This window comes from Palleniella intestinalis, from assembly GCF_013166595.1.
Classification (GTDB): Bacteria; Bacteroidota; Bacteroidia; order Bacteroidales; family Bacteroidaceae; genus Prevotella; species Prevotella intestinalis.
Window position 1 is genome coordinate 470,377 of sequence record NZ_JABKKG010000002.1, and the last position, 19,920, is coordinate 490,296.

Annotated in this window: 13 protein-coding genes; 7 read left to right on the forward strand and 6 right to left on the reverse strand. The window is 48.4% G+C overall.

Going from position 1 to position 19,920, the window contains the following annotated elements:
• Window positions 1-9: 9 nt before the first annotated feature.
• From HPS57_RS04480 to HPS57_RS04495, 4 genes are all read left to right on the forward strand, one after another.
• A complete protein-coding gene (locus HPS57_RS04480) occupies window positions 10-2,577 on the forward strand; it encodes a leucine-rich repeat domain-containing protein (protein ID WP_172180542.1) in 2,568 nt (855 codons plus the stop codon).
• Entirely contained in the window at window positions 2,567-9,598 is a 7,032-nt protein-coding gene (locus HPS57_RS04485) for a CARDB domain-containing protein (protein WP_172180545.1), read from the forward strand. The genes HPS57_RS04480 and HPS57_RS04485 overlap by 11 nt, the downstream gene beginning before the upstream one ends.
• Window positions 9,599-9,601: 3 nt before the next feature.
• Window positions 9,602-9,811, forward strand: a complete 210-nt coding sequence (locus HPS57_RS04490) for a hypothetical protein (protein ID WP_172180547.1) — start codon at window positions 9,602-9,604, stop codon at window positions 9,809-9,811.
• A 318-nt stretch (window positions 9,812-10,129) separates the two neighbouring features.
• Window positions 10,130-10,708, forward strand: a complete 579-nt coding sequence (locus HPS57_RS04495; protein ID WP_172180550.1) for an NAD(P)H-dependent oxidoreductase — start codon at window positions 10,130-10,132, stop codon at window positions 10,706-10,708.
• A gap of 220 nt (window positions 10,709-10,928) precedes the next feature.
• Here the strand turns inward: HPS57_RS04495 and HPS57_RS04500 are convergent, their stop codons facing one another.
• Both HPS57_RS04500 and mnmE read right to left on the reverse strand, forming a co-directional pair.
• On the reverse strand, window positions 10,929-12,137 hold the full coding sequence (locus tag HPS57_RS04500) for an ATP-binding protein (protein ID WP_172180552.1): 1,209 nt from the start codon (window positions 12,135-12,137) through the stop codon (window positions 10,929-10,931).
• A gap of 338 nt (window positions 12,138-12,475) precedes the next feature.
• Entirely contained in the window at window positions 12,476-13,756 is a 1,281-nt protein-coding gene (gene mnmE, locus HPS57_RS04505; protein WP_172180555.1) for a tRNA uridine-5-carboxymethylaminomethyl(34) synthesis GTPase MnmE, read from the reverse strand.
• Between the two features lie 249 nt (window positions 13,757-14,005).
• On the opposite strand from mnmE, the gene HPS57_RS04510 reads away from it, so the two are divergent.
• The 3 genes from HPS57_RS04510 to HPS57_RS04520 are packed head-to-tail and all read left to right on the forward strand — an operon-like array spanning window position 14,006 to window position 14,957.
• Complete coding sequence (locus HPS57_RS04510) at window positions 14,006-14,254, forward strand: DUF3791 domain-containing protein (protein WP_369811444.1); 249 nt, start codon at window positions 14,006-14,008, stop codon at window positions 14,252-14,254.
• A complete protein-coding gene (locus HPS57_RS04515; RefSeq protein WP_172180557.1) occupies window positions 14,251-14,739 on the forward strand; it encodes a DUF3990 domain-containing protein in 489 nt (162 codons plus the stop codon). The genes HPS57_RS04510 and HPS57_RS04515 overlap by 4 nt, the downstream gene beginning before the upstream one ends.
• Entirely contained in the window at window positions 14,736-14,957 is a 222-nt protein-coding gene (locus tag HPS57_RS04520) for a hypothetical protein (RefSeq protein ID WP_172180560.1), read from the forward strand. Before HPS57_RS04515 ends, HPS57_RS04520 begins: the two co-directional genes overlap by 4 nt.
• 721 nt (window positions 14,958-15,678) lie before the next feature.
• Here the strand turns inward: HPS57_RS04520 and HPS57_RS04525 are convergent.
• The 4 genes from HPS57_RS04525 to HPS57_RS04540 form a co-directional block, all read right to left on the reverse strand.
• Window positions 15,679-17,121 carry a DNA recombination protein RmuC gene (locus HPS57_RS04525; protein ID WP_172180562.1) on the reverse strand — a complete coding sequence of 481 codons (1,443 nt, stop codon included), beginning with the start codon at window positions 17,119-17,121 and terminating at the stop codon, window positions 15,679-15,681.
• Window positions 17,122-17,319: 198 nt separating this feature from the next.
• On the reverse strand, window positions 17,320-18,336 hold the full coding sequence (locus tag HPS57_RS04530; protein WP_172180564.1) for a lysylphosphatidylglycerol synthase transmembrane domain-containing protein: 1,017 nt from the start codon (window positions 18,334-18,336) through the stop codon (window positions 17,320-17,322).
• Window positions 18,337-18,400: 64 nt separating this feature from the next.
• Window positions 18,401-18,925, reverse strand: coding sequence for an NUDIX hydrolase (locus tag HPS57_RS04535; RefSeq protein ID WP_172180566.1), 525 nt, complete (start codon window positions 18,923-18,925; stop codon window positions 18,401-18,403).
• A 797-nt stretch (window positions 18,926-19,722) separates the two neighbouring features.
• Entirely contained in the window at window positions 19,723-19,917 is a 195-nt protein-coding gene (locus tag HPS57_RS04540) for a hypothetical protein (protein WP_172180568.1), read from the reverse strand.
• Window positions 19,918-19,920: the final 3 nt, after the last annotated feature.

Sequence of the window (19,920 nt, forward strand, 5' to 3'; positions counted from 1 at the left end):
GTTCTTATTATGCGGAAATCAATAAGACTTCCCATTGTGCTGTGCATGCTGCTCATGCAAAGCAGCATGCTTGCGCAAGAGGGACAAATACCTATTTATGAAGAGAAAGTGGAGTACTGGATAGACAGCGACTTTGCAGGCAGGAAGACTGCCACAGGCAATGACATCGCTGTCGACATCTCCGGTCTTGGCTACGGCATCCATTTCTTCAATATGCTTACGCAGAACAAGGAGGGCGAGCCGGCTTTCCTGACATACGCCTTCTTCAAGCGTGAGTTTGTGACTTACGATGAGAAGGTGGAGTACTGGATAGACAACGACTTTGCAGGCAGGAAGACTGCCACAGGCAATGACATCGCTGTCGACATCTCAGGGCTTGACCACGGCATCCACTTCTTCAACATGCTGACGCAGAACAAGGAGGGAGAGCCGGCTTTCCTGACATACGCCTTCTTCAAGCGTGAGTTTGTGACTTACGATGAGAAGGTGGAGTACTGGATAGACAGCGACTTTGCAGGCAGAAAGACTGCCAACAGCAATGACATCACTGTAGACATCTCAGGGCTTGACCACGGCATCCACTTCTTCAACATGCTGACGCAGAACAAGGAGGGAGAGCCGGCTTTCCTGACATACGCCTTCTTCAAGCATGAGTTTGTGACTTACGATGAGAAGGTGGAGTACTGGATAGACAGCGACTTTGCAGGCAGAAAGACTGCCAACAGCAATGACATCGCTGTAGACATCTCAGGGCTTGACCACGGCATCCACTTCTTCAACATGCTGACGCAGAACAAGGAGGGAGAGCCGGCTTTCATGACATACGCCTTCTACAAAGTGAAAGGCGTTGATGTGGACTTCTGCGACTATTGGATTGACGATGATGTGGAAGGCACTCACGGCATAGTGCACCTTACCAATGGTGAGGGAGCGTTCACTGTGGACATATCGCGCCTGGAGTTTGGCACTCACAAGCTGCACTACATGGAGCACACCACCGAGGGTGACTGGAGCGACATTGTCACCATAGAGTTTGAGAAGACCGAGCTTGACATGTCGGAGCTGTGCAGTGACGAGTGGGCGAAGCTACAAGTGCTGCATGGCAAACTTGTAGCCCGGGGCTTTGACAAGGACCTTTGGGACATGACGAAGGGCGCGAAGGGTGCAGGCAACTTCTATGGCTTGCAGGTCATCGACCGCCATTTGACGAAGATAGACATCAGTGCCCGTGAGCTTAGTGGCGAACTGCCTAAGGAGGTGTTCTCCTTCCCTATGCTGGAGTCGCTTAATGTCTCCAAGAACACCATGGAGGGCGACCTCCCTGAGAGTGTTGCGGCGTTGGCAGGCGAGAAAGCCTTGGAGTCTGTGGCTTTGAAGTCGCTGAATGTGAGCGACAACCGTTTCAGCGGCAATGTCGGCAAGCTGGCGGAGCAGTTCCCAGAGCTGACCACCCTCAATGCGTCGGTGAATGCCTTTGACGAGGTAAGCCCGATGATTTCGGAGAATGTGACGGAGCTTGACCTGTCGAAGCAGACTGTGGAGAAGGTTGTGGACATCAACCTCACCGGTGCCGGCGTTGACGACATCACTGCCATGATACCTTCGGTGATGCGCTACGACCATGCGGCGCGCCAATACCGTGACGACCTCAGCCTTATGCTGACGACAGCGGATGCCGCCGCGTTTGACAAAGCCACCAACAAGCAGTGGGCTATGCAGATAGCCGGCAAGGCAGGCGGAGCGTGGAGCATCCCTTACTTTGCCGCCGCGAGTCCTGTCTATACCGGCGAGAATGGTGCTGTGGTGAATGCCCTCGGGCTTGACGGCAAGGGCAATGCCGATGGCAGCTCGTTCCGTATGGCAATGTCATTCGGAGAGGGCGATGCCGATTTTGTCGGAGGCGTCAATGTCAATGACCTTCAGGCAACCATCCTCTATGCGTTCGACAGCTATAAGAATAAGGTGTTCAACCTTACTGCCGCCGACACTTATGCCGACAGCCGCATCAATGTGCAGGATGTGGTGAACACCGTCGACATACTTCTTGACATGCCTGACTACAACCCAGGCGATGCTTACCAGGCGAAGGCTTCCAACAGGAAGTCCGCACCGGAGGCGGACGCTGCGTTGTATGTCGAGAACGGCGAGTTGGTGCTCTATGCTTCACGCCCTGTGGCTGCACTTACTGTGGACATCAGTGATGCCATGGCGAAGAACATTGTGTGGAGTCTCAGCGGTATGGGATTCACTGCTTCGGCGAAGGACAATGCCGATGGCTGCCGTGCCGTCATCTACTCGACAATGCTTGGCGAGCTGCCTGAGGGCCGCACAGTACTTGCACAGTTCAGGGGAGCTGACGATGCACAGATTGTGTCTGTCACTGCCTCGGACGTGAATGCCGAGGGCATGACAGTGGTCTGCGGAAGCAAGGATGCCACCGGCATAACAGAAGTGACGCAGGACGGTGCAGACAAGTCAAATGCCTACACCATCAATGGCGTCAAGGCTGACAAGGCTTCCGGCAGGAGAAAAGTAATAATTGTTAATGGCAAAAAGATTATTGGCAATGAAAAATAACATATCAAGGCTTATCGGGCTGTTGCTCCTACTTCTTGCGGGAGTGGCAGCCAAAGCCGCTGACAACAGGATATATATCCAGAATGTTGAGACCAATGCCGGAAAGACGGCCACGCTGCCTGTCTGGCTGAGCAACACATCGGACATCATAGCATTCGAGTTTGTGCTGACGATGCCTGACGGTGCCAAGCTCAACACGAGCAACCATGCTTACACCGACAGGCAGAGCGACCATCAGCTGGTGGTAAGAAGCATCGGCGGCAACCGGTACAAGGTTATGGGGTTCTCCCCTACTAACACGGCCATTGCCGGACAGTCGGGCAAGCTGCTCAACCTTACGATGTCGGCACCTTCGGCATGGAAGGCCGGTGACAAGAAAAGGGTTGAGATGAGCGATGTCGTGCTGTCGGTGAAGGGTGGCGGCAACGTTGTCACGGGGTATGACGGATGTACAGTGACAGTGACGGAGACACCCCATGCCGACATCATTGTGAAGAACATCTCGCTGACAGGGAAATCGTTCATGCCCGGACAGACGATGACCGTGAACTGGACTGTGGAGAACATCGGCAACGGAGAAGCTGTCGGAGGCTGGGCGGAACAGGTGACTGTCATCGACGAGTATGGCACGAGCTACAGTTTTGACAAGACCTATGAGAAAGCGTCGCTGAGTGTCGGCGGCACAACCCAGAATTCGGCAGAGTTCAGGATTCCTGCCACCTGCGGCATTGAAGGACAGTTCAAGGTCAAGGTGGAGCTGATCGGCAACAAAGCCCTCAACGAGCCTGTGGCTTATCAGGGCAACAATGCTCTGACCACCTCAGGCTATGTCGGAGAGATGGGCAAGGTGCTTACACTCACCACTCCCAAGAAGGAAGTGGACGAGGGGGCAGGACAGGTGGAATGCAGTGTCAGCCGCAGCGGTTATCGCGGTGTGGACGAGACTGTCATGCTTTCGTCTTCAAACACCGGCAGGCTTACCGTGCCTGCAAGTGTGGTGATTCCGGCAGGAGCAGCAACAGCAAAGTTCATGGCTGCTGTCGTGGATGATGATTTATGGAACAAGAATGTTGATGTGGAGATTACCGCACGACTCAAAGGATATGATGATGCCCACGGCACGGTGAGCATCATTGACAATGAGACAGCAACACTCATGATAACGACCGACAAGGAGAATTATGTCGAGGGTGACAAGATGGCTGTCAGCATCGAATCAACATCCGCAAACCCCGAGGATGTGACCTTGATGATTGGCATATCGCCGTCACAGCGCATCGCCTGTCCTGCTTCGGTGATATTGCCGGCAGGTGAGACAAAGGTTGTGGTAGAGGCGACTGTCACGGACGACAAGCGTGTCAGTATGGACTATCATGCCACGCTGACGGTCAGTGCAGCCAACTACACTTCCGGCCGTTGTGAGGTAGCTGTGGCGGACAACGATGTGCCGCGATTTGAGCTGATGCTGTCTCCGTCAACGGTGTCGGAGGGCGACGGACCGCAGTGTGTCGTTGCCACTCTGCGCCGTACAGACAATGTCGACAAGGCGGTCAATGTGCGTGTAAAGTCAAGTGACGCTAAGGGTGTGCTTTGTTCCGTCTCGCAGGTGGGCTTTGCTGCCGGTGTCAGGGAGCAGTCGTTCTTCCTCGGCGTTGTGGACAATGCTGTCGTGGACGGCGAGCGCGACTATCAGATAAGTGCCGGTGTGCATTTCCCTGACTATGGAATCACCGCAGGTGAGGGCGAGCAAGGCTTTACCTGTGCACTGCTGAAGGTTTTGGACGACGATGGTCCGACACTGAAGATGAGCATTGACAAGGCTAACGTGAAAGAGGGCGGCACAGCAGTGCTTACTGTCACAAGGAACACCTCGACGGACAGTCCGCTGACAGTGAGCGTCACGAACGATGAGCCGGGCCGCGTCACCCACCCTGCCAGCGTGACCATTGTGAAAGGGCAGGCTTCGGCGAAGATGCAGGTGGCTGTGAACAAGGATGATACGGACATGGGCAATCACCTTGTCACGTTCTTTGCCAATGCTAACGGCTACACGTTAGGCAAGACAAACATGCAGATTGTCAACCAGACGCTGCCTGACATTTCAGATGTGAAGCTGACGGCAGAGAAGGAAGAACTGATGGCGAAGACTGCCATGAAGGTGACTGCAAGCCTGAGGAACAGTGGTGTGACAGAGTTGCCTGCAGGAGCAAAGGTGAATATATGGTTCAGCTATCTGCAGGCATACACCAAGGGCGGCATACTCCTTGGCACACAGACTCTTGATGCTCCGTTAGCGATTGGCGAGACAAGGGATGTCGACTTATATGTGGAAATGCCGAACAAGCTGGGAGTGTATTACCTGTATGCACAGGTTGATGCCCCTTCTAACACTCAGGAAATCAACGAGCATAACAATGTCAGCACGGCATGCAAGGTGGTGCTTACCGCGCCATTCACCGTGCGTACATCCGTGGACAAGGATGAGGTGAAGGTCGGTGAGACTGTCACTATCAGCGGAAAGGCTACAGGAAGTAATGTCGTGAACGCGGCTGTAAACATCATCTATGAATGGAACGGCAAGGTGTACAAGGTTTCATCCGTGACAGCAGACTCCAAGGGTGAGTTTGCCGTACAGTATGTTATCCCTAAGACACAGCCGGGAAACTACCGCTTCGGTGCTTGCTATGGCAAGGACGACACAGCTGCTGATGAGGATATGTGCAGCCTGTGTGCTTATGGCTGGAAAGTGGACAACAAGATGTTTGTCAACAAGTCCATAGAAGTGGGACAGAAGTACACCGGTTCTGTGACGATAACCAACAACTGCCCGAAACCGCTGACAGGCGTAAGGGTGGACTGTGGCGAGTTGCCTGAGGGTGTCACGCTGACATGGGATGTCCCTTCAAGGATTGAGGGCGGCGAGTCTGTAAAGGCATCATTCGCCCTGACACCTAAGGTGCAGGCGAGTGAGGCGGTGAATCTGGCTGTCATGCTGAAATCCGACCAATGCAATGACATGGAACTCAGCGGAAGATATGCGGCTTACAATCCGTACCCGCACCTTGAATCTGAGGTCAGCCATATAAGCACATCTGCCACAAAAGGCAGACAGAAGATTTATAAACTGTCCATAGGCAACAGCGGCAACGGTCCGACAGGCGCGATAACACTTGCATTGCCTGACTTCATAAAGTCGCTTTCCGGCACAACAATCAAGTCATTGGCGTACGGAGAGACAACGACAATAACGTTGGGCATCACTCCTGCCGACGATGCGGCGGTGAATGTCAGTGTGAGCGGGCGTATCGGCATCAACTGTGCCAACGGCAACGGTATCGCTATTCCTTATGACATCAACATTGTATCGGAAGAGACCGGCACGTTGCATGTGGATGTATGTGACGAATTCACTTATTACACTGACGGTGCGCCACAGGTAAAGGGTGCAGAGGTGGAAGTGCGCAACTATAACACCAACGAGGTGGCATACAGCGGTACTACCAACGAGAAAGGTTATGTCGAGCCTATACTGACCGAGGGCTATTACAGGCTGAAAGTCAGTGCAAGCGGTCACGAGACATTCAGCGGAACCGTATGTGTCGACCCGGGCAAGACAACCTTCAAGACTGTGAACCTTGCAATAGTCGATGACATCAAGGTGAAGTATGAGGTTGTCGAGACAGAGGTGGAGGATGTCTATGAGATTGTCACCACAACCACTTTCGAGACTGCTGTGCCTAAGCCGCAGCTGCGTTTGGCTACATCGGGCAACATTGATGGCGATGCGCTGACAGAGATCGGGCAAAGCATGGTCTACTCGGTTGTCGTTACAAATGAGGGACTTATCACTGCCAAGAACGTGAATGTGAGCAAGCCGTTGGTTGAAAATGCGTTAACAGGAAAATACAGGAACACTGCAGACTTGAAGGTGGAGTACCTGACCGACCATGTCTTCGACCTTCGCCCGAAGGAGAGTGCTGTTGTGACGTACAGAGTGACAAGGGCGGCATTCACTGAGCTTGACGGATGTGTTGCTATCATTAAAGGAACATTCCAATACGACTGTGGTACCGACATCAAGCAAGGGAATTTCTCCGGCGGCGCAATGATTAGCCAGAAATGCAAGCCTGAAGACATTCTTACCGGATTTGGCGGTGAGGATGATAGTAAGGATTTCGAACTTGAAGAAGGTGAAGAAGGCGAAGATAATGATGGCGAATTCAAACTGGAATGGCCTGATGAGGACAAGACTTATGACGAAACAAAAGGCGATAATAAGCCTAAAGAGGAAATTGAGGATGACGAAGGCATCGTGATTGCCAAGGTTAAACTTCAGTTCAACCAGCGCATGACAATGACCCGACAAGCATTCCGTGGCACACTGGTGGTGGAGAACGGCACTGACGGCCAGATGAAAGACATCGTGCTGACACTCCGCGAAACAGACCCTCAGGGCAATGTTGCGACATCACATGAGTTCCAAGTGAGCAATGAGACGATAGAAGGATTCGGCGGTACACTCGAAGGTCCATGGACCCTTGATGCCAAGAAGACCGGAAAGGCCACAATACTTTACATTCCGACAAAATATGCAGCACCTTATGAGCCTGTGGAATACACTTTTGGCGGACAACTGTCATTCAAAGACCCTGCCACCGGCATGACCCGTCTACGTGACCTTACGGAACAGACGCTGACGGTGAAGCCTTCGCCAAACCTGAACCTGACGTATTTCATGCAGCGCGATGTGCTTGGCGATGACCCATTGACTCCGGAGATAGAGCCAATGGAGGAAGCGGAGTTCTCATTGATTATCGACAATGTGGGATATGGCGAGGCAACAAATGTGAACATGGTAACACAGCAACCACAGATAATAGACAATGAACAGGGACTGCTCATCAACTTTGAGTTTACAAGAGCATTACTCAATGGCGAGGACGAGACATTGGCAATGGGTGGCGATATCGCTACGCCATTCGGAGACATCGCTCCAAAGAGCCAGAGCTATGCCCAGTGGTTCATGACATCAACACTTATGGGACATTTCACAGACTATAATGTTGAAGCTACGCACGTTACAAGTTATGACAATCCTGACTTGTCATTGCTCAATGAGGTCACTATCCATGAGCTTATACGCAGTGTGGATGTACCGGGAAAAGACGGTATGAAAGGCTTCATCTGTAATGACGAAAAGGATGATAGCAACCTGCCGGACATCATCTATCTCACTGATGGCACAAAAGAGCCTGTGGGACTGTGTGACAAGATCAGCATGGAACAGATTGACGATACCAACTACCGTCTTACTATCGTACCTTCGACATTGGGACTCTATGGTTGGAATTACGGCAGCATACGTGACCCGAAGAATGGCAAGGCACGTATAACAAAGATTGTACGCGAAAGTGACGGCATGGAGCTCAGTCTCAGGAATGTGTGGATAACGCACGCCACGATGCGCGACGGCAAGAAACCTCTGTATGAGAATCTTGTGCATATCGCTGACGCTGTCCATGCGGAAATGACTTCTTATATTGTCACGTATGAGGACAGACCTTCCATGGAACTGCAGGTGAAGAGATTCAGCGGAATCCCTGGTAACAGTACCGTGGCGACAGAAGAGGTTACGGACATAAAGGTGGAGTTCAACAAGCCTATCACCGAAAGCACTTTCACAACTGATGACATCGAACTGATGATTCAGGGCAACAAGGTGGCGTGTGACAAGGTTGTGATAAGCAAGGTTGACGAATTGACTTACAATGTGAACATCGCCAATGTTGAGCGTGCCGACGGTCTGTACATACTGACTGTGCAGACAGCGACCATAGATGATGCCGACGGCTATTACGGTGGTGAAGGCCGTCAGTGCTCATGGAACGAGTTTACAGGCAAACCTGTCGCGCTGAAGTTCGCACTTAAGCGCAACGGTTTCGGCAAACTTGCAGCGAATGCTTGTACGGTGACAATGTCTGACGGTGCAACTGTGGGCAGCAGTTATCCTTTCGGCACAAAACTCAAACTGAAGGCTGTACCAGCATACGGATATACCTTTGAGCGGTGGGCTATCAACGGCACAACGCTCTCTACAAGCGACGAACTGGAGTATCAGTTGACATCGTCCAAAGAGGTAGAGTTATGGCTTAAACCTAACAACTATAATATTGCGGTAAGCAATTCCAATGGTGGTTCTATAAACGGAGGCTCAGGGCGTTATGAATACCTTGAAGAAATAGAGCTTGTTGCTACCCCTTCCGACGGTTACGACTTTGTCGGGTGGTATGCAAAGAGTGTGCAGCCAAGCAACAGCAAAAAGCTGCGTGCTCCTGAAGGTGCAACACTGCTTGGAAAGGAAATGACACTGCGTTATACTGTTGTCGGCGAAGCTGCCATATATCCGGAATTTACCAAGCAGCAGACAGTAATTGATTGTACAATATCAAGCATAAGATGCGGCACACTGATATTGCCATTCGACAGCGATATTCCGGAAGGTATGGGCGTTTACTCATGCAGCGGCATTGGTGATGAAAACATTGTCGAGCTTGTTGAGGAGACGAGCATAAAGGCGAACACTCCTTATATAATAGCCGGTACACCGGGAACATATCATTTCTACGGAAACAGGATTATCGAGGAGTACGTTTGGACAAGCGACTATCTGACAGGCACGTTTGAGACGATGTATGTTCCGAAAGATGCGTATGTGCTGCAGAACCAGAAGGAATACGGAGTGGGCTTCTATCGTGTCAAGGATGACAACTCGGTGAGAATAACACCATATCATTGTTATTTCAATGCCTTAAACGGAAGTGGTGCAAAATTCTTCAAGATGTCATTTGGTTCTATGACGGGCATAAGCAATGTGACTGGCGACACAGCCAAGCCTGTGCGAGTGTACAACATCAATGGTCAAATGGTACGCACTGCGGAAAGCATCGGTAAAGCCCTGCGCGAACTTCCTGCCGGCATATACATCATAAACAATCGCAAATATTCTATAAACAACAAATAAGAAATGGGAAAGAAAAAATATGTAGCACCTAAAATAGAAATAATAAAGTGTAGCAGCGATGAAGCTTTCCTTGCAGCTTCCATGCCGCGCATACCTATTATTGAAGACCAGGATGATCCTGACAACCCAATATATGCCGACCCGGACGGAAATGTTTTCTCAAAAAGACATGACATATGGGATAACAGCTGGTTGGATGACGAAGAGGATTAAAATGCTTTTGGATGATAATGACTCCATGGTTCGCGTAACCATGGAGTTTTTTTCTTCTATTAATCCGTCATTATCAAAATACTCAATAATCTGAATGAATCCGCAGAATCAGTATGAGACTATAAACAACAAATGGCGAAATTGAAGTTTTTTCATCCTATCATGTGTTGATTATCAAAAAAATACATTACCTTTGCATAAGATAAGCTGCACCTCGGCTATTTCAAGTAAACTTGATTGCGCTCGGTTTGCATTACCTTTGCAGTTGTAACCTGTTTATCAAAAAAGTATAAGGACAAACATAAAATACAAGAAAATATGAAGAAACTTATAGTCATCGACGCATGTATGCGTGACGGAGAATCACGTACAAGAAGGATTCTTGAACCTTTGGTAAAGGAACTTGGCAAGAGATATGAGACAGAAACCATCGTGCTTGACGGTGAAGACTATCAATCCGTTGGCAGGAAAGTGCTTGCAGAACGCAGCAATGGCTATGTGCCGGAAGAGGTTGCAGAGCAGGCAAGGCGCATAGCCGAAGCGGACAGGTTAGTGATTGCTGCTCCGTTCTGGGACATGAGTTTCCCTGCCATCCTGAAGGTTTTCATTGAGAACATGTCCCTGTTCAACATCACTTTCAAGGACAACGGCACATATTTCGAGGGACTCTGCCGCTGCGAGAAGGTCCTCTACATCACCACACGTGGCATGAATGTCCGCACAGGCGACCCTATCGAGGCTGCCACTCCTTACATCAAGGCTATAGGCGCACTGTGGGGACTTGGCGAACTCTTCACCGTCGCTGCCGAGAACCTTGATTACAGCACTCCGGAGGAGATAGACGCACGCATCAACGCCGCCATCGCCGAAGGTCTGGAAATCTGCAAAGATTTCTGAGAAATCTACAATTAGGGATGTGTAGCATTGTAATAAAGTAAGTTGTGTTGTTATGCTCCTTTTGATTGTTCTATAATAAATGAAATCATGCTGAAATGGTTGCATTGTTATAATCATTCCAGCATGATTTTGAAATATTCCAATGACTTGGCTTTGGAGCAACAATGATTAAAGAGTTATACATTCAAGATAGAAGTGCAATTTTCTTGACTGTATACTTTTACAACTCGTCCATCATCAAAAAGGTTCTGAGTCCAAGGTGCGTCAGTCCATTGTCATCACTCTTGGTTACGAGCGGTGTCATGGAGATAACATACTTCGGATAATTGTCCTTGATAGATGCCAGATTTCCGAACTCACGCTTATATGTTTCTTCGTCTGCAATTATGTAGGAAGCTTGTACATAAAAACGCTTGCCACCTTTCTTTGAGCAGACAAAGTCGATTTCTCCTGCCTGAAGCTGACCAACCGTAACCTCATACCCCATTCGTATCAGTTGCTGATAGATGATGTTCTCCAGAATCTTCTCGATGTCACCTTCACGATTGCCACCGACAAGTGCATTACGAAGACCATGGTCCTCAAAGTAGAATTTGTCATTGCTGTCAAACAGCTTCTTTCCATGAATGTCATAGCGATTGACCTTATGGAGAATATACGCCTCTGAGATGTACTTGATATATTCGATGATGGTCGATGCCGTAATCGATTGTCCTTGCGACTTCATGTACTTGGCTATGCTTGTAGCAGAGATTATCTTGCCGATATTATCAGCAAGGAAGCGTGTGAGGTTTTCAAGAAATACTACATTACGTATCTTGTTGCGTAGGATGACATCCTTCAAGAGTACGGTGTTATAGATGTCCTTCTGATACTCACGAGTATCGTCTTCATCAAGTCCTATCTTCACCAAACCGGGAAGACCGCCATACTGGATGTATTTGGCGAGCGAGTCATCTGAGTCCTGGAGCTTGTGGAACTGCAGGAACTCTTCATAGCTAAGCGACTGGATGTAGATTTCCTTGTATCTGCCACCTATAAGCGTGCTCAGATCGCTACTCAGCATCTTGGCATTAGAACCTGTTACAATGACTTCGGCATCAGGTTCAGTGCAGAAACTGCGAACTGTACGTTCAAACATCTCGATATCTTGAATCTCATCCACGAGAATGTAGTTCATCTTGCCCTTCACCCATTTGCTCTTGATGTACTCGTTCAAATCTTGATAGTTATGAATGAAATCAAACTGTTCCTTCTCCTTATCCACATAGATGATATTGTTGTTATCATCTTCCTCCTTGATTGAACGAATCATCTTCAGCGTATAGCTTTTACCAACACGTCTCTGACCGACAAGAACAATTATGTAGTCCTTGCCAAGATACTTTTCTATTTGGTCGATGTATCTCTGTCTTGGGAGTATGTTCATATTTCTTATACTTAATATTTTTCACAAAACTACTATTTTTATTCAATATAAAAGATAAAAGATATATTTTTCTTTGTTTTGCACGTTATATTTAACACTTACACATGATTTTACTCAACTTTGGATACCAAAGTTGAGTAAAATCATGTGTAAGTGTTGCTAACTCATCCGAATTATTCTCTATGGTTTTACGTTTCCCATGTAGTCGCTGCCCTTATCCCATGTACTTATTGATTATGCGTAACAAGTAGCTACAGTGCTGAAAAATGCTCACTTTCACAATGTCACCAATATAATGACCATATTGCACATCAACATGCAATTTTCTCTATAATGATTCACTTTCCGATGCAGAAATGAGAGAAGATATTTCCCAACACCTCGTCGGGAGTGATTTCACCACCGACGATTTCGGAAAGGTGAGTGATGCACTGGCGGAGGTCCTCCGAAACAAGGTCGCCACTTATGCCAAGTGCAAGGGAGTCAAGGGCACGGCAGATGTCTTCTGAAGCGAGGTCAAGGGCTACCTTATGACGCTGATTGGTAATCAAAAGGGAATCGGAGGCACTGTTCTCCGTGCTGCGGACAGTGTCAACAAGCCGGTGTTCCAACTGCTCGATGCCTGTTCCGGTCAGTGCGGAGAACTCATCGGTCTTATTCGTTATGCGGATGATATGCTGACCGTCCAAAGGAGAAATGTCGGCAAACGGCACTCCAGGCTCTGTCAGAAGGATGACAATCTGCGCTTTCTCTGATGCTTTCAGTGAACGCTCTATGCCCATTTTCTCTATTGTGTCCTCTGTCTTGCGTATGCCTGCGGTATCTATAAAGCGGAACAGATGACCGTCAATGGTGATAGTGTCCTCGATGATGTCACGTGTCGTTCCCTGTATATCCGAGACGATGGCACGGTCATCACGCAAAAGGGCATTGAGCAAGGTTGACTTTCCCACATTAGGTGCGCCAATGATAGCGACAGGAGTGCCATTCTTTATCGCATTGCCTTGCTCAAAACTACCTGAAAGACGGCTGATTTCCTTGCTTATCTGCCGGGCTATTTCCACCAGTTCCCCTCTGTCCGCAAACTCCAAATCCTCATGGTCAGAGAAGTCAAGTTCGAGTTCAAGCAACGAGGTCAGGTGCAGCAGCCTGTCGCGAAGCTCACGCAACTTCTGTGAGATACCGCCACGCATCTGTTGCATCGCCACCCGATGCTGTGCGGCATTCTGTGAAGCGATGAGGTCAGCGACAGCCTCAGCCTGCGACAAATCCATCTTTCCATTGAGGAAAGCACGCTGTGTGAACTCGCCGGGACCAGCAAGTTCACAGCCATTATCGACAAGCAACTGCAGGATTTGCTTGAGAATATAGCTCGAACCATGGCACGAAATCTCCACAGTGTCCTCACCTGTATAGCTCCGTGGCGCACGGCATACAGAGACAATGACATCGTCAATGTCCGTTATCCGGCCATAATGCATGGTGTAACTTCCGGCGGAAGAAATATCCTTGCTGAAGATTCTGTTTACTATATCTATAGCCTCAGAGCCTGAAACCCTGACAATTCCGACCGCACCACCTTGTGCCGTCGCTATCGCACAAATTGTTTTCATTGACATAATAGCTGCTTAACTTTTTATCTTTCTGCTCGCCGCAATCCTCGGCAAACAGACGACAAAGTTACGAAAATTTTCTCGAACTATGAATTTTTGCTTGTGTTTTTTACTTTTTAGTACTGCATGTGTAGAGAGAATAATCAGGCATTCCCTCATGAAATGTGTATGATTTGCCTTACATTCCCTCATAAAATGTGTATAAAATCCTTTGTATTCCCACTTAAAATGTGTATCTTTGCACAGCATTCCCTAATGACAAGTAAAAAAATCACAGCCATGAACAAGAAAGAAATATCTGCCCGAATTGAATATGTGGTGGCATGTGTCGGAGCATTTGCCCAACACTACAAGCTATCCAACCAACAGGCTTACGCCTATTTGCGCCGTTTCTCCGGCATAGATTTCCTGCTTGATTGCTATGCTGCCGAACACACTCTCTCCATTGACGATGCGGTCTCTGACCTGCAAGTGCTCTGCAGACGGAAAGGAGGCAAAATATGATTCGGCTCTACCACGGTTCAAACGTGCTCATTGACAGGATTGATCTCTCCCGAAGCAAACGTGGCAAAGATTTCGGGAAAGGTTTCTACCTCAACGCCAATGCCGACCAAGCTATGGCTATGGCTGTCCGTACAGCCAGATTCCAAGACGAAGGGCAACCAACATTGTCATGCTTTGAATTTGACGAGACAGCTGCGGCCGCTATGGGATTGAACATAAAAGTGTTTCCAGGTTACTCGGAGGAATGGGCGGAATTTGTTGTGATGAACCGCAAGAACAATTCTGGCACACCGTGCCATTCGTATGATATAGTAATCGGTCCGATTGCTGATGACACTGTGGGTGTGCAAATTCGCCGTTACATCATGGGATATATGTCAGCATCGGCACTGGTTGAAGAGTTGAGATTCAAAGGAGACCATGCAGTACAATATTTCTTTGGTACTCCACGTGCCATTGAACTTCTTAAACGTATTGAACTATGACACAGGATATACAGTTTCAAATAGAATGCCTTGCGGCGGAACTTGCGGAAATGCTAATGGCAGAATATGGCTGGGACATACGCCGGGCTCTTGACGAACTATATGCTTCCACTACATTCGCAAAACTCAATGACCCTGAATGTGGCCTTTACTACCAAGGAGCTGTATATATATTCCAGTTCCTCAAATCAGAAATAGAAACAGGCAAAATCAGTTGAACAATTACTGGTAAGCCCCAACATACAGAATCATTCATTCTAATCTGCACATGTGGATTAAGAAGATTACTGAGGATTATGCATAAGAATCGGCATGAATCTGCATGGGAAAGATATTTTTTTTCACGAAGATGACAAAGTGGGAAACATATCGTTATATTGGGATATGATGTGGCTTTATTCATGGTTTCCATAACAAGAAGAATTAGAAAACTCACGGCATTTATACCCTCTGAGAATCGCGTACAGACTTTTTCGTAACGCGGAAAGCGAAAAAACGTATGGATTTTTTATTTTGGTATTACTTTGTAAATCAACGAGTTAACATCGTAAACACATTCGCGTGCACAAAAAAGCACTGCATTTCGTTACCTCTTCATGCGTTTTTGGTAATGAAATGCAGTGCTTTTCGTAACCTTTGGCAGTGTAAATGGTTACCTTTTGCCATGCCAATGGTAGCCTTTTATCGAATTAATGACTATGGCCGGCATTGTGAAGCATGTTCTTTCGCCAAGAAAGACCTTGTTTTTCCTGTTATGATAAATAGGGCATTAGAAAACTCATGCACATTTTTCATGCGGAAATACGCCGTCTTTGACATGCTCTACAAATGTTTTTTGAATGACCGGAGAATATGATGTAGAACCTTGATACAGCATGATAGGATGTTGCATCAATGCTCTTTGAGTGCCTTAAAAAAACAGCACTGCCCTGCCACAGATTATTCCTCCTCATCCTGTTCTATGAGCTGCCGGTCGGCAGCCTTAAGCTGATATTTGCGCTTGGGGCTGCTCTGCGCACCATATTTTATGAGTTTTCTTGCAGCAACCTCTATGCTCTGACCTGACGGAGCAGTGACATTCTTCACATCGTCAAAGGCCTTGCGAGTCCTGTCGAGCTGCTCTTCGACTTTCAGGAAACGCTCATAGAACAGCTGGACACGGTCGATGACAGTGTTCGCCGCCTTGACCATATTCTCCTGATTCTCAACCTGACGCACCTGGCGCCATGTCATCTCAAGCACACGCAGCATCATGTAGAGGTTCTGGCTGCCGGCAATGATGACGCCCTTGTCGTAAGCCTCTTTCCAAAGTGACGCATCATTTCCGAGAGCAAGCTGCAAGGCACTTTCCGAAAAGACATACATAAGCACGAAATCCAACTTTCCGCGCCCCTCACGGATGTAGGAACTGTAGTTCTTCTGCGACAGTTCCGTGACATGCTGCCTTACGGAAGCGATATGCCGGGTCAAAGCATCCTGACGTTCAGTGTCAGTCTCGGCATTGTGATAATCCTCGAAAGCCTTCAGCGACATCTTCGAATCGATGATGACATCACGGGAGTCGGGGAAGTGAAGAATCACATCAGGCACCATCCTGTGTCCGTCCTCCTCACTGTAAATAGCCCTTCCCTTTGCGTCCTTCATGGTCGTCTGCTCCTCAAACTGAGTTCCTTCTTCCAGTCCCATGTCCTCAAGAAGCTGCTTCAGGCGCAGCTCTCCGAAGTTGCCCTGTGTCTTGTTCTTGCCCGTAAGTGCCTCGGCGAGTTTGTCGGCACGCTCTCCCACCTCACGGCTCTGCGCTATGCTGGTCTTTATGGTAGCATCAAGGCGTACCATTGTCTCGGCATGCTCCTTGCCACTCTTCTCGACCACCTCACGCATCTGCGTGATGCCGTCCTTCAGAGGGTTGAGGATTGCGCTGAGCTGCTCCTTGTTATGGATGCTCAACTGCTCGGAACGCTCCTTTAGAATCTTCTCCGAAGCGGTGTTGATTTGCTCTTTGATGAGTGTCATCTGCTGCTCCATCTGCTTCTCATACATGGCTTTCTGCTCCGCAAGGCGCTCCGCAGACTCCTGTTTCAGCCGGCGATTGTCTTCCTCGAGCCTCCTGTTCTGTGCTGTCAGTTGCTCCGTGCGCTCCTGCAGAAGACTGCGTGCGGCAGTGTCCATTTGCTCTTTTACGAGCGTTAGCTGTTGCTCCAGCTGCCGTTCGTAGAGGGCTTTCTGTTCCGCAATGCGTGCTTCCGCCGATTGGTTGAGCCGCGACAGTTCGTCTTCAAGAGCAGTGATTTTGGTGTGTTCCCTGTTGTATCTGTTCCGCAAAACAATCCAACCGATTATGAAACCTTTCAGTATACCGACGAGTAGGTAGATTATTTCCATTGTTAATAAAGTGTATCTGAATTGATTAATGTTATATTTTCCGTGAATGTTTTCTTATCTATGTTAGTGCATAACCACTTCACAGATGATTGTGGCTCCGCCACATTTTCAGAGGTCTCTCCAGACAACTTGCAGCACTATTACGAACGATGTGTTTTTTCATGCGGACATCCATGTTTTCCACATCGTCAGACAGTGTCAGTTGTCAGACTTGCGGGAATGTTCCTTCATGATGAACAGCATACCTATGGCTGCCCAGAAGAGTTCGCGCACACGGCAGATAATCGAGATAAATATGCCGACTTCGGTGGTCATGCCCATTTGTGCCGAAGACATCACGAATCCTCCTTCCCTTCCTCCAAGTTGCAGAGGGAAAATGAACAGAAGGTTCGCGAAAAGCGATGTGAATGAGAGTATCAGGAACGAGTGGACGAAGGTCAGCAGATTGGCTTCTCTGCCGAAAACCTGCAGGATGAGGAATATCTCGATGCACTGCAGCACTCTGCCTATGTACTCCAACAGCAGCGAGACATAAAAGCTCTTCCTGTTCTGCCCATGCAGTTCCGCTATCTGGCGGTCTATCTTGTGCAAGTCCTCGCTACGTGCAGAGTAGAATTTCTCTGCCCGTTTGCCAAGGAAAGGCAGTCTGCCGAGGATGCGCACTATCTTTGTCACCATACCTGTACGATAGCCTTTCATGAAGAAATATATCCCTGCAAGGCAGAACAATGCCATGGGAAGAATGATGAAATACGCTGTCGGAGAGAGAAGAATGGCAGGCTCTATGGCGACATAAAGCACCAACGAGGTGAGCCAAAACAGGAAATGCGAGAACACATGCATCATGGAAAACAGCACCACAGACGATGTTGCCCTCTGCCCGCCGATATGCGGCGTCATGGCAAGAATCTTGTACGGCTCTCCTCCAAGCAGCCCGACAGGCGTTGAGTAGTTCAGGGCAAAGCCTGTGACAGTGAGCCTCAACAGCCGGAAGAACGACACAGGACAGTCGCCGGAGCCACGGATGATGACGCGCCATGACATCGTGTTCATCGCATACAGTCCTCCCCACAAGGCAAGGATTGCTACGAGACGGATGCCTGTGCGCTGCATGTCACGATAGAGTTCGGCGAAGGAGACGTCGAAGGTCAGGCACATGACGATAATAGCGGCTATGCCTATGGTCAGGAATATGTACTTTATCTTGTCAGACATGATGGTTTTCTGTTGGTTTTCCTGTCATCAGAGAGTAGACAAAGGGGTGGCAAGCAACTGCTTTTCAGACGGCAGCGGCTTGCTTGTCGAGGAAATATCTTCTGTATTCCTCCTCAAAATTCGGTGTGAAGACATCATGCCCGAGGTTGCTTTCAATGTCCTCTTTCGTCCAGAATCGTCCACCGTCAAGCTCGCCCCTGTCGGGACAAACATCACCGTCATAGACAGTTGTGTGGACATAGACCAGCTCGCGCTCTATGTCGTTCTCATGCACATACATGTCAATGCGCCTCGGAACATAGTCCGTCATGCCCAGTTCCTCACGCACTTCACGCAGCAGAGCCGCTTCCGGAGTCTCCCCGTAGTCAATATGTCCGCCACATGCCGTGTCCCATTTGCCGGGCTGTATGTCCTTCCATTCCGGGCGTTTCTGCAGAAACAGCTCGCCTTTGCTGTTGAAAAGGTGCAGATGAACAACCGGATGCAGCACTTTGCCGCCGTTATGCGCCTCACCGCGTGAGATGCTGCCGAGGACGTTTCCGGCAGCATCCACAATGGGAAAGAGCTCTTTTTTATTGTCTTTGTTCATACATTTATTCATGCTTTCGTTGTTAAATCGCAATTTATCTTTTGCAAAGATTATGCAAACCGAGTACAATTGAACTTGCTCAAAACTGCCGAGGTGCAACTTATCTTTTGCAAAGATACGGATTTTTTCTGACAAATATAGAGTAAGGATAAGTATTTTTTCATTATTGGTCTGTAAAATAACGTGGGTTCGACGAATTTGCAACTATCCGGCAGAATGAAGAAAAACGCTACCAAAGCACCGTGAAACGGTGACTCTTCGTTAACCGCGTATGGAGGCTTAGCCGAACATGGGCGGCAACATCAGTGCGTCAGCCTGAGGGTGTGTCAAAACTACAAAACGCGAAAAACGTATTGCCACTTTGATACATTTACAGCAAAAAACAAGACAAATTCATCATTATAAGGCAGGTGTCCATTGTTTAATGGCTATTATACTTGACAAATGATAGTGGGTTTTTCATTGAATCGCGTTTTGACACACCCTCCTACGTTCTTCAACCGCTACGCGGTAGTTTGTAGTACTTAACTTACAAATTGTAACCTTTGAAAACATCGGTTTGAGTTTTGACACACCCTCAGACCATTTGCCAGAGACACCCCACATGCTGCCATAAGCAGCATGTGGGGTTAACGAAGAGTCACCGTTTCACGGTGCTTTTTATAGCATTTTGCTTTTGATCAGATACAGCAAATTCGTCGAACTCACGTAAAATAAAAAGTGACCTTTCACTGATGCAAAAGGCCACTTCGGCAGAGATTGTGTTTGTTTTATGGTATCATATATGCTGCTTCAGCTTATTCAATGAAACCATCATCCCATATTCCGTCTTTTGACAAAGATTCGAACTCGTCGTCATCGCCAGTATCAGTGTCACCACCGAAACCCGGACCGTTCTCTGTATCATAACCACCTTTGCCTGATGCGGCAAGAATGGTTGATGGCTCCATAGGGATGATTGTAATGGCAGGGGCTATATATTCTTTCTTCATAAT

What these genes read in the sequence shown, in the direction of transcription:
- HPS57_RS04480 (WP_172180542.1), top strand. Translation starts at nt 10, where the DNA reads ATGCGGAAATCAATAAGACTTCCCATTGTGCTGTGCATGCTGCTCATG.
- HPS57_RS04485 (WP_172180545.1), top strand. Translation starts at nt 2,567, where the DNA reads ATGAAAAATAACATATCAAGGCTTATCGGGCTGTTGCTCCTACTTCTT.
- HPS57_RS04490 (WP_172180547.1), top strand. Translation starts at nt 9,602, where the DNA reads ATGGGAAAGAAAAAATATGTAGCACCTAAAATAGAAATAATAAAGTGT.
- HPS57_RS04495 (WP_172180550.1), top strand. Translation starts at nt 10,130, where the DNA reads ATGAAGAAACTTATAGTCATCGACGCATGTATGCGTGACGGAGAATCA.
- HPS57_RS04500 (WP_172180552.1), bottom strand. Translation starts at nt 12,137, where the DNA reads ATGAACATACTCCCAAGACAGAGATACATCGACCAAATAGAAAAGTAT.
- mnmE (WP_172180555.1), bottom strand. Translation starts at nt 13,756, where the DNA reads ATGTCAATGAAAACAATTTGTGCGATAGCGACGGCACAAGGTGGTGCG.
- HPS57_RS04510 (WP_369811444.1), top strand. Translation starts at nt 14,006, where the DNA reads ATGACAAGTAAAAAAATCACAGCCATGAACAAGAAAGAAATATCTGCC.
- HPS57_RS04515 (WP_172180557.1), top strand. Translation starts at nt 14,251, where the DNA reads ATGATTCGGCTCTACCACGGTTCAAACGTGCTCATTGACAGGATTGAT.
- HPS57_RS04520 (WP_172180560.1), top strand. Translation starts at nt 14,736, where the DNA reads ATGACACAGGATATACAGTTTCAAATAGAATGCCTTGCGGCGGAACTT.
- HPS57_RS04525 (WP_172180562.1), bottom strand. Translation starts at nt 17,121, where the DNA reads ATGGAAATAATCTACCTACTCGTCGGTATACTGAAAGGTTTCATAATC.
- HPS57_RS04530 (WP_172180564.1), bottom strand. Translation starts at nt 18,336, where the DNA reads ATGTCTGACAAGATAAAGTACATATTCCTGACCATAGGCATAGCCGCT.
- HPS57_RS04535 (WP_172180566.1), bottom strand. Translation starts at nt 18,925, where the DNA reads ATGAACAAAGACAATAAAAAAGAGCTCTTTCCCATTGTGGATGCTGCC.
- HPS57_RS04540 (WP_172180568.1), bottom strand. Translation starts at nt 19,917, where the DNA reads ATGAAGAAAGAATATATAGCCCCTGCCATTACAATCATCCCTATGGAG.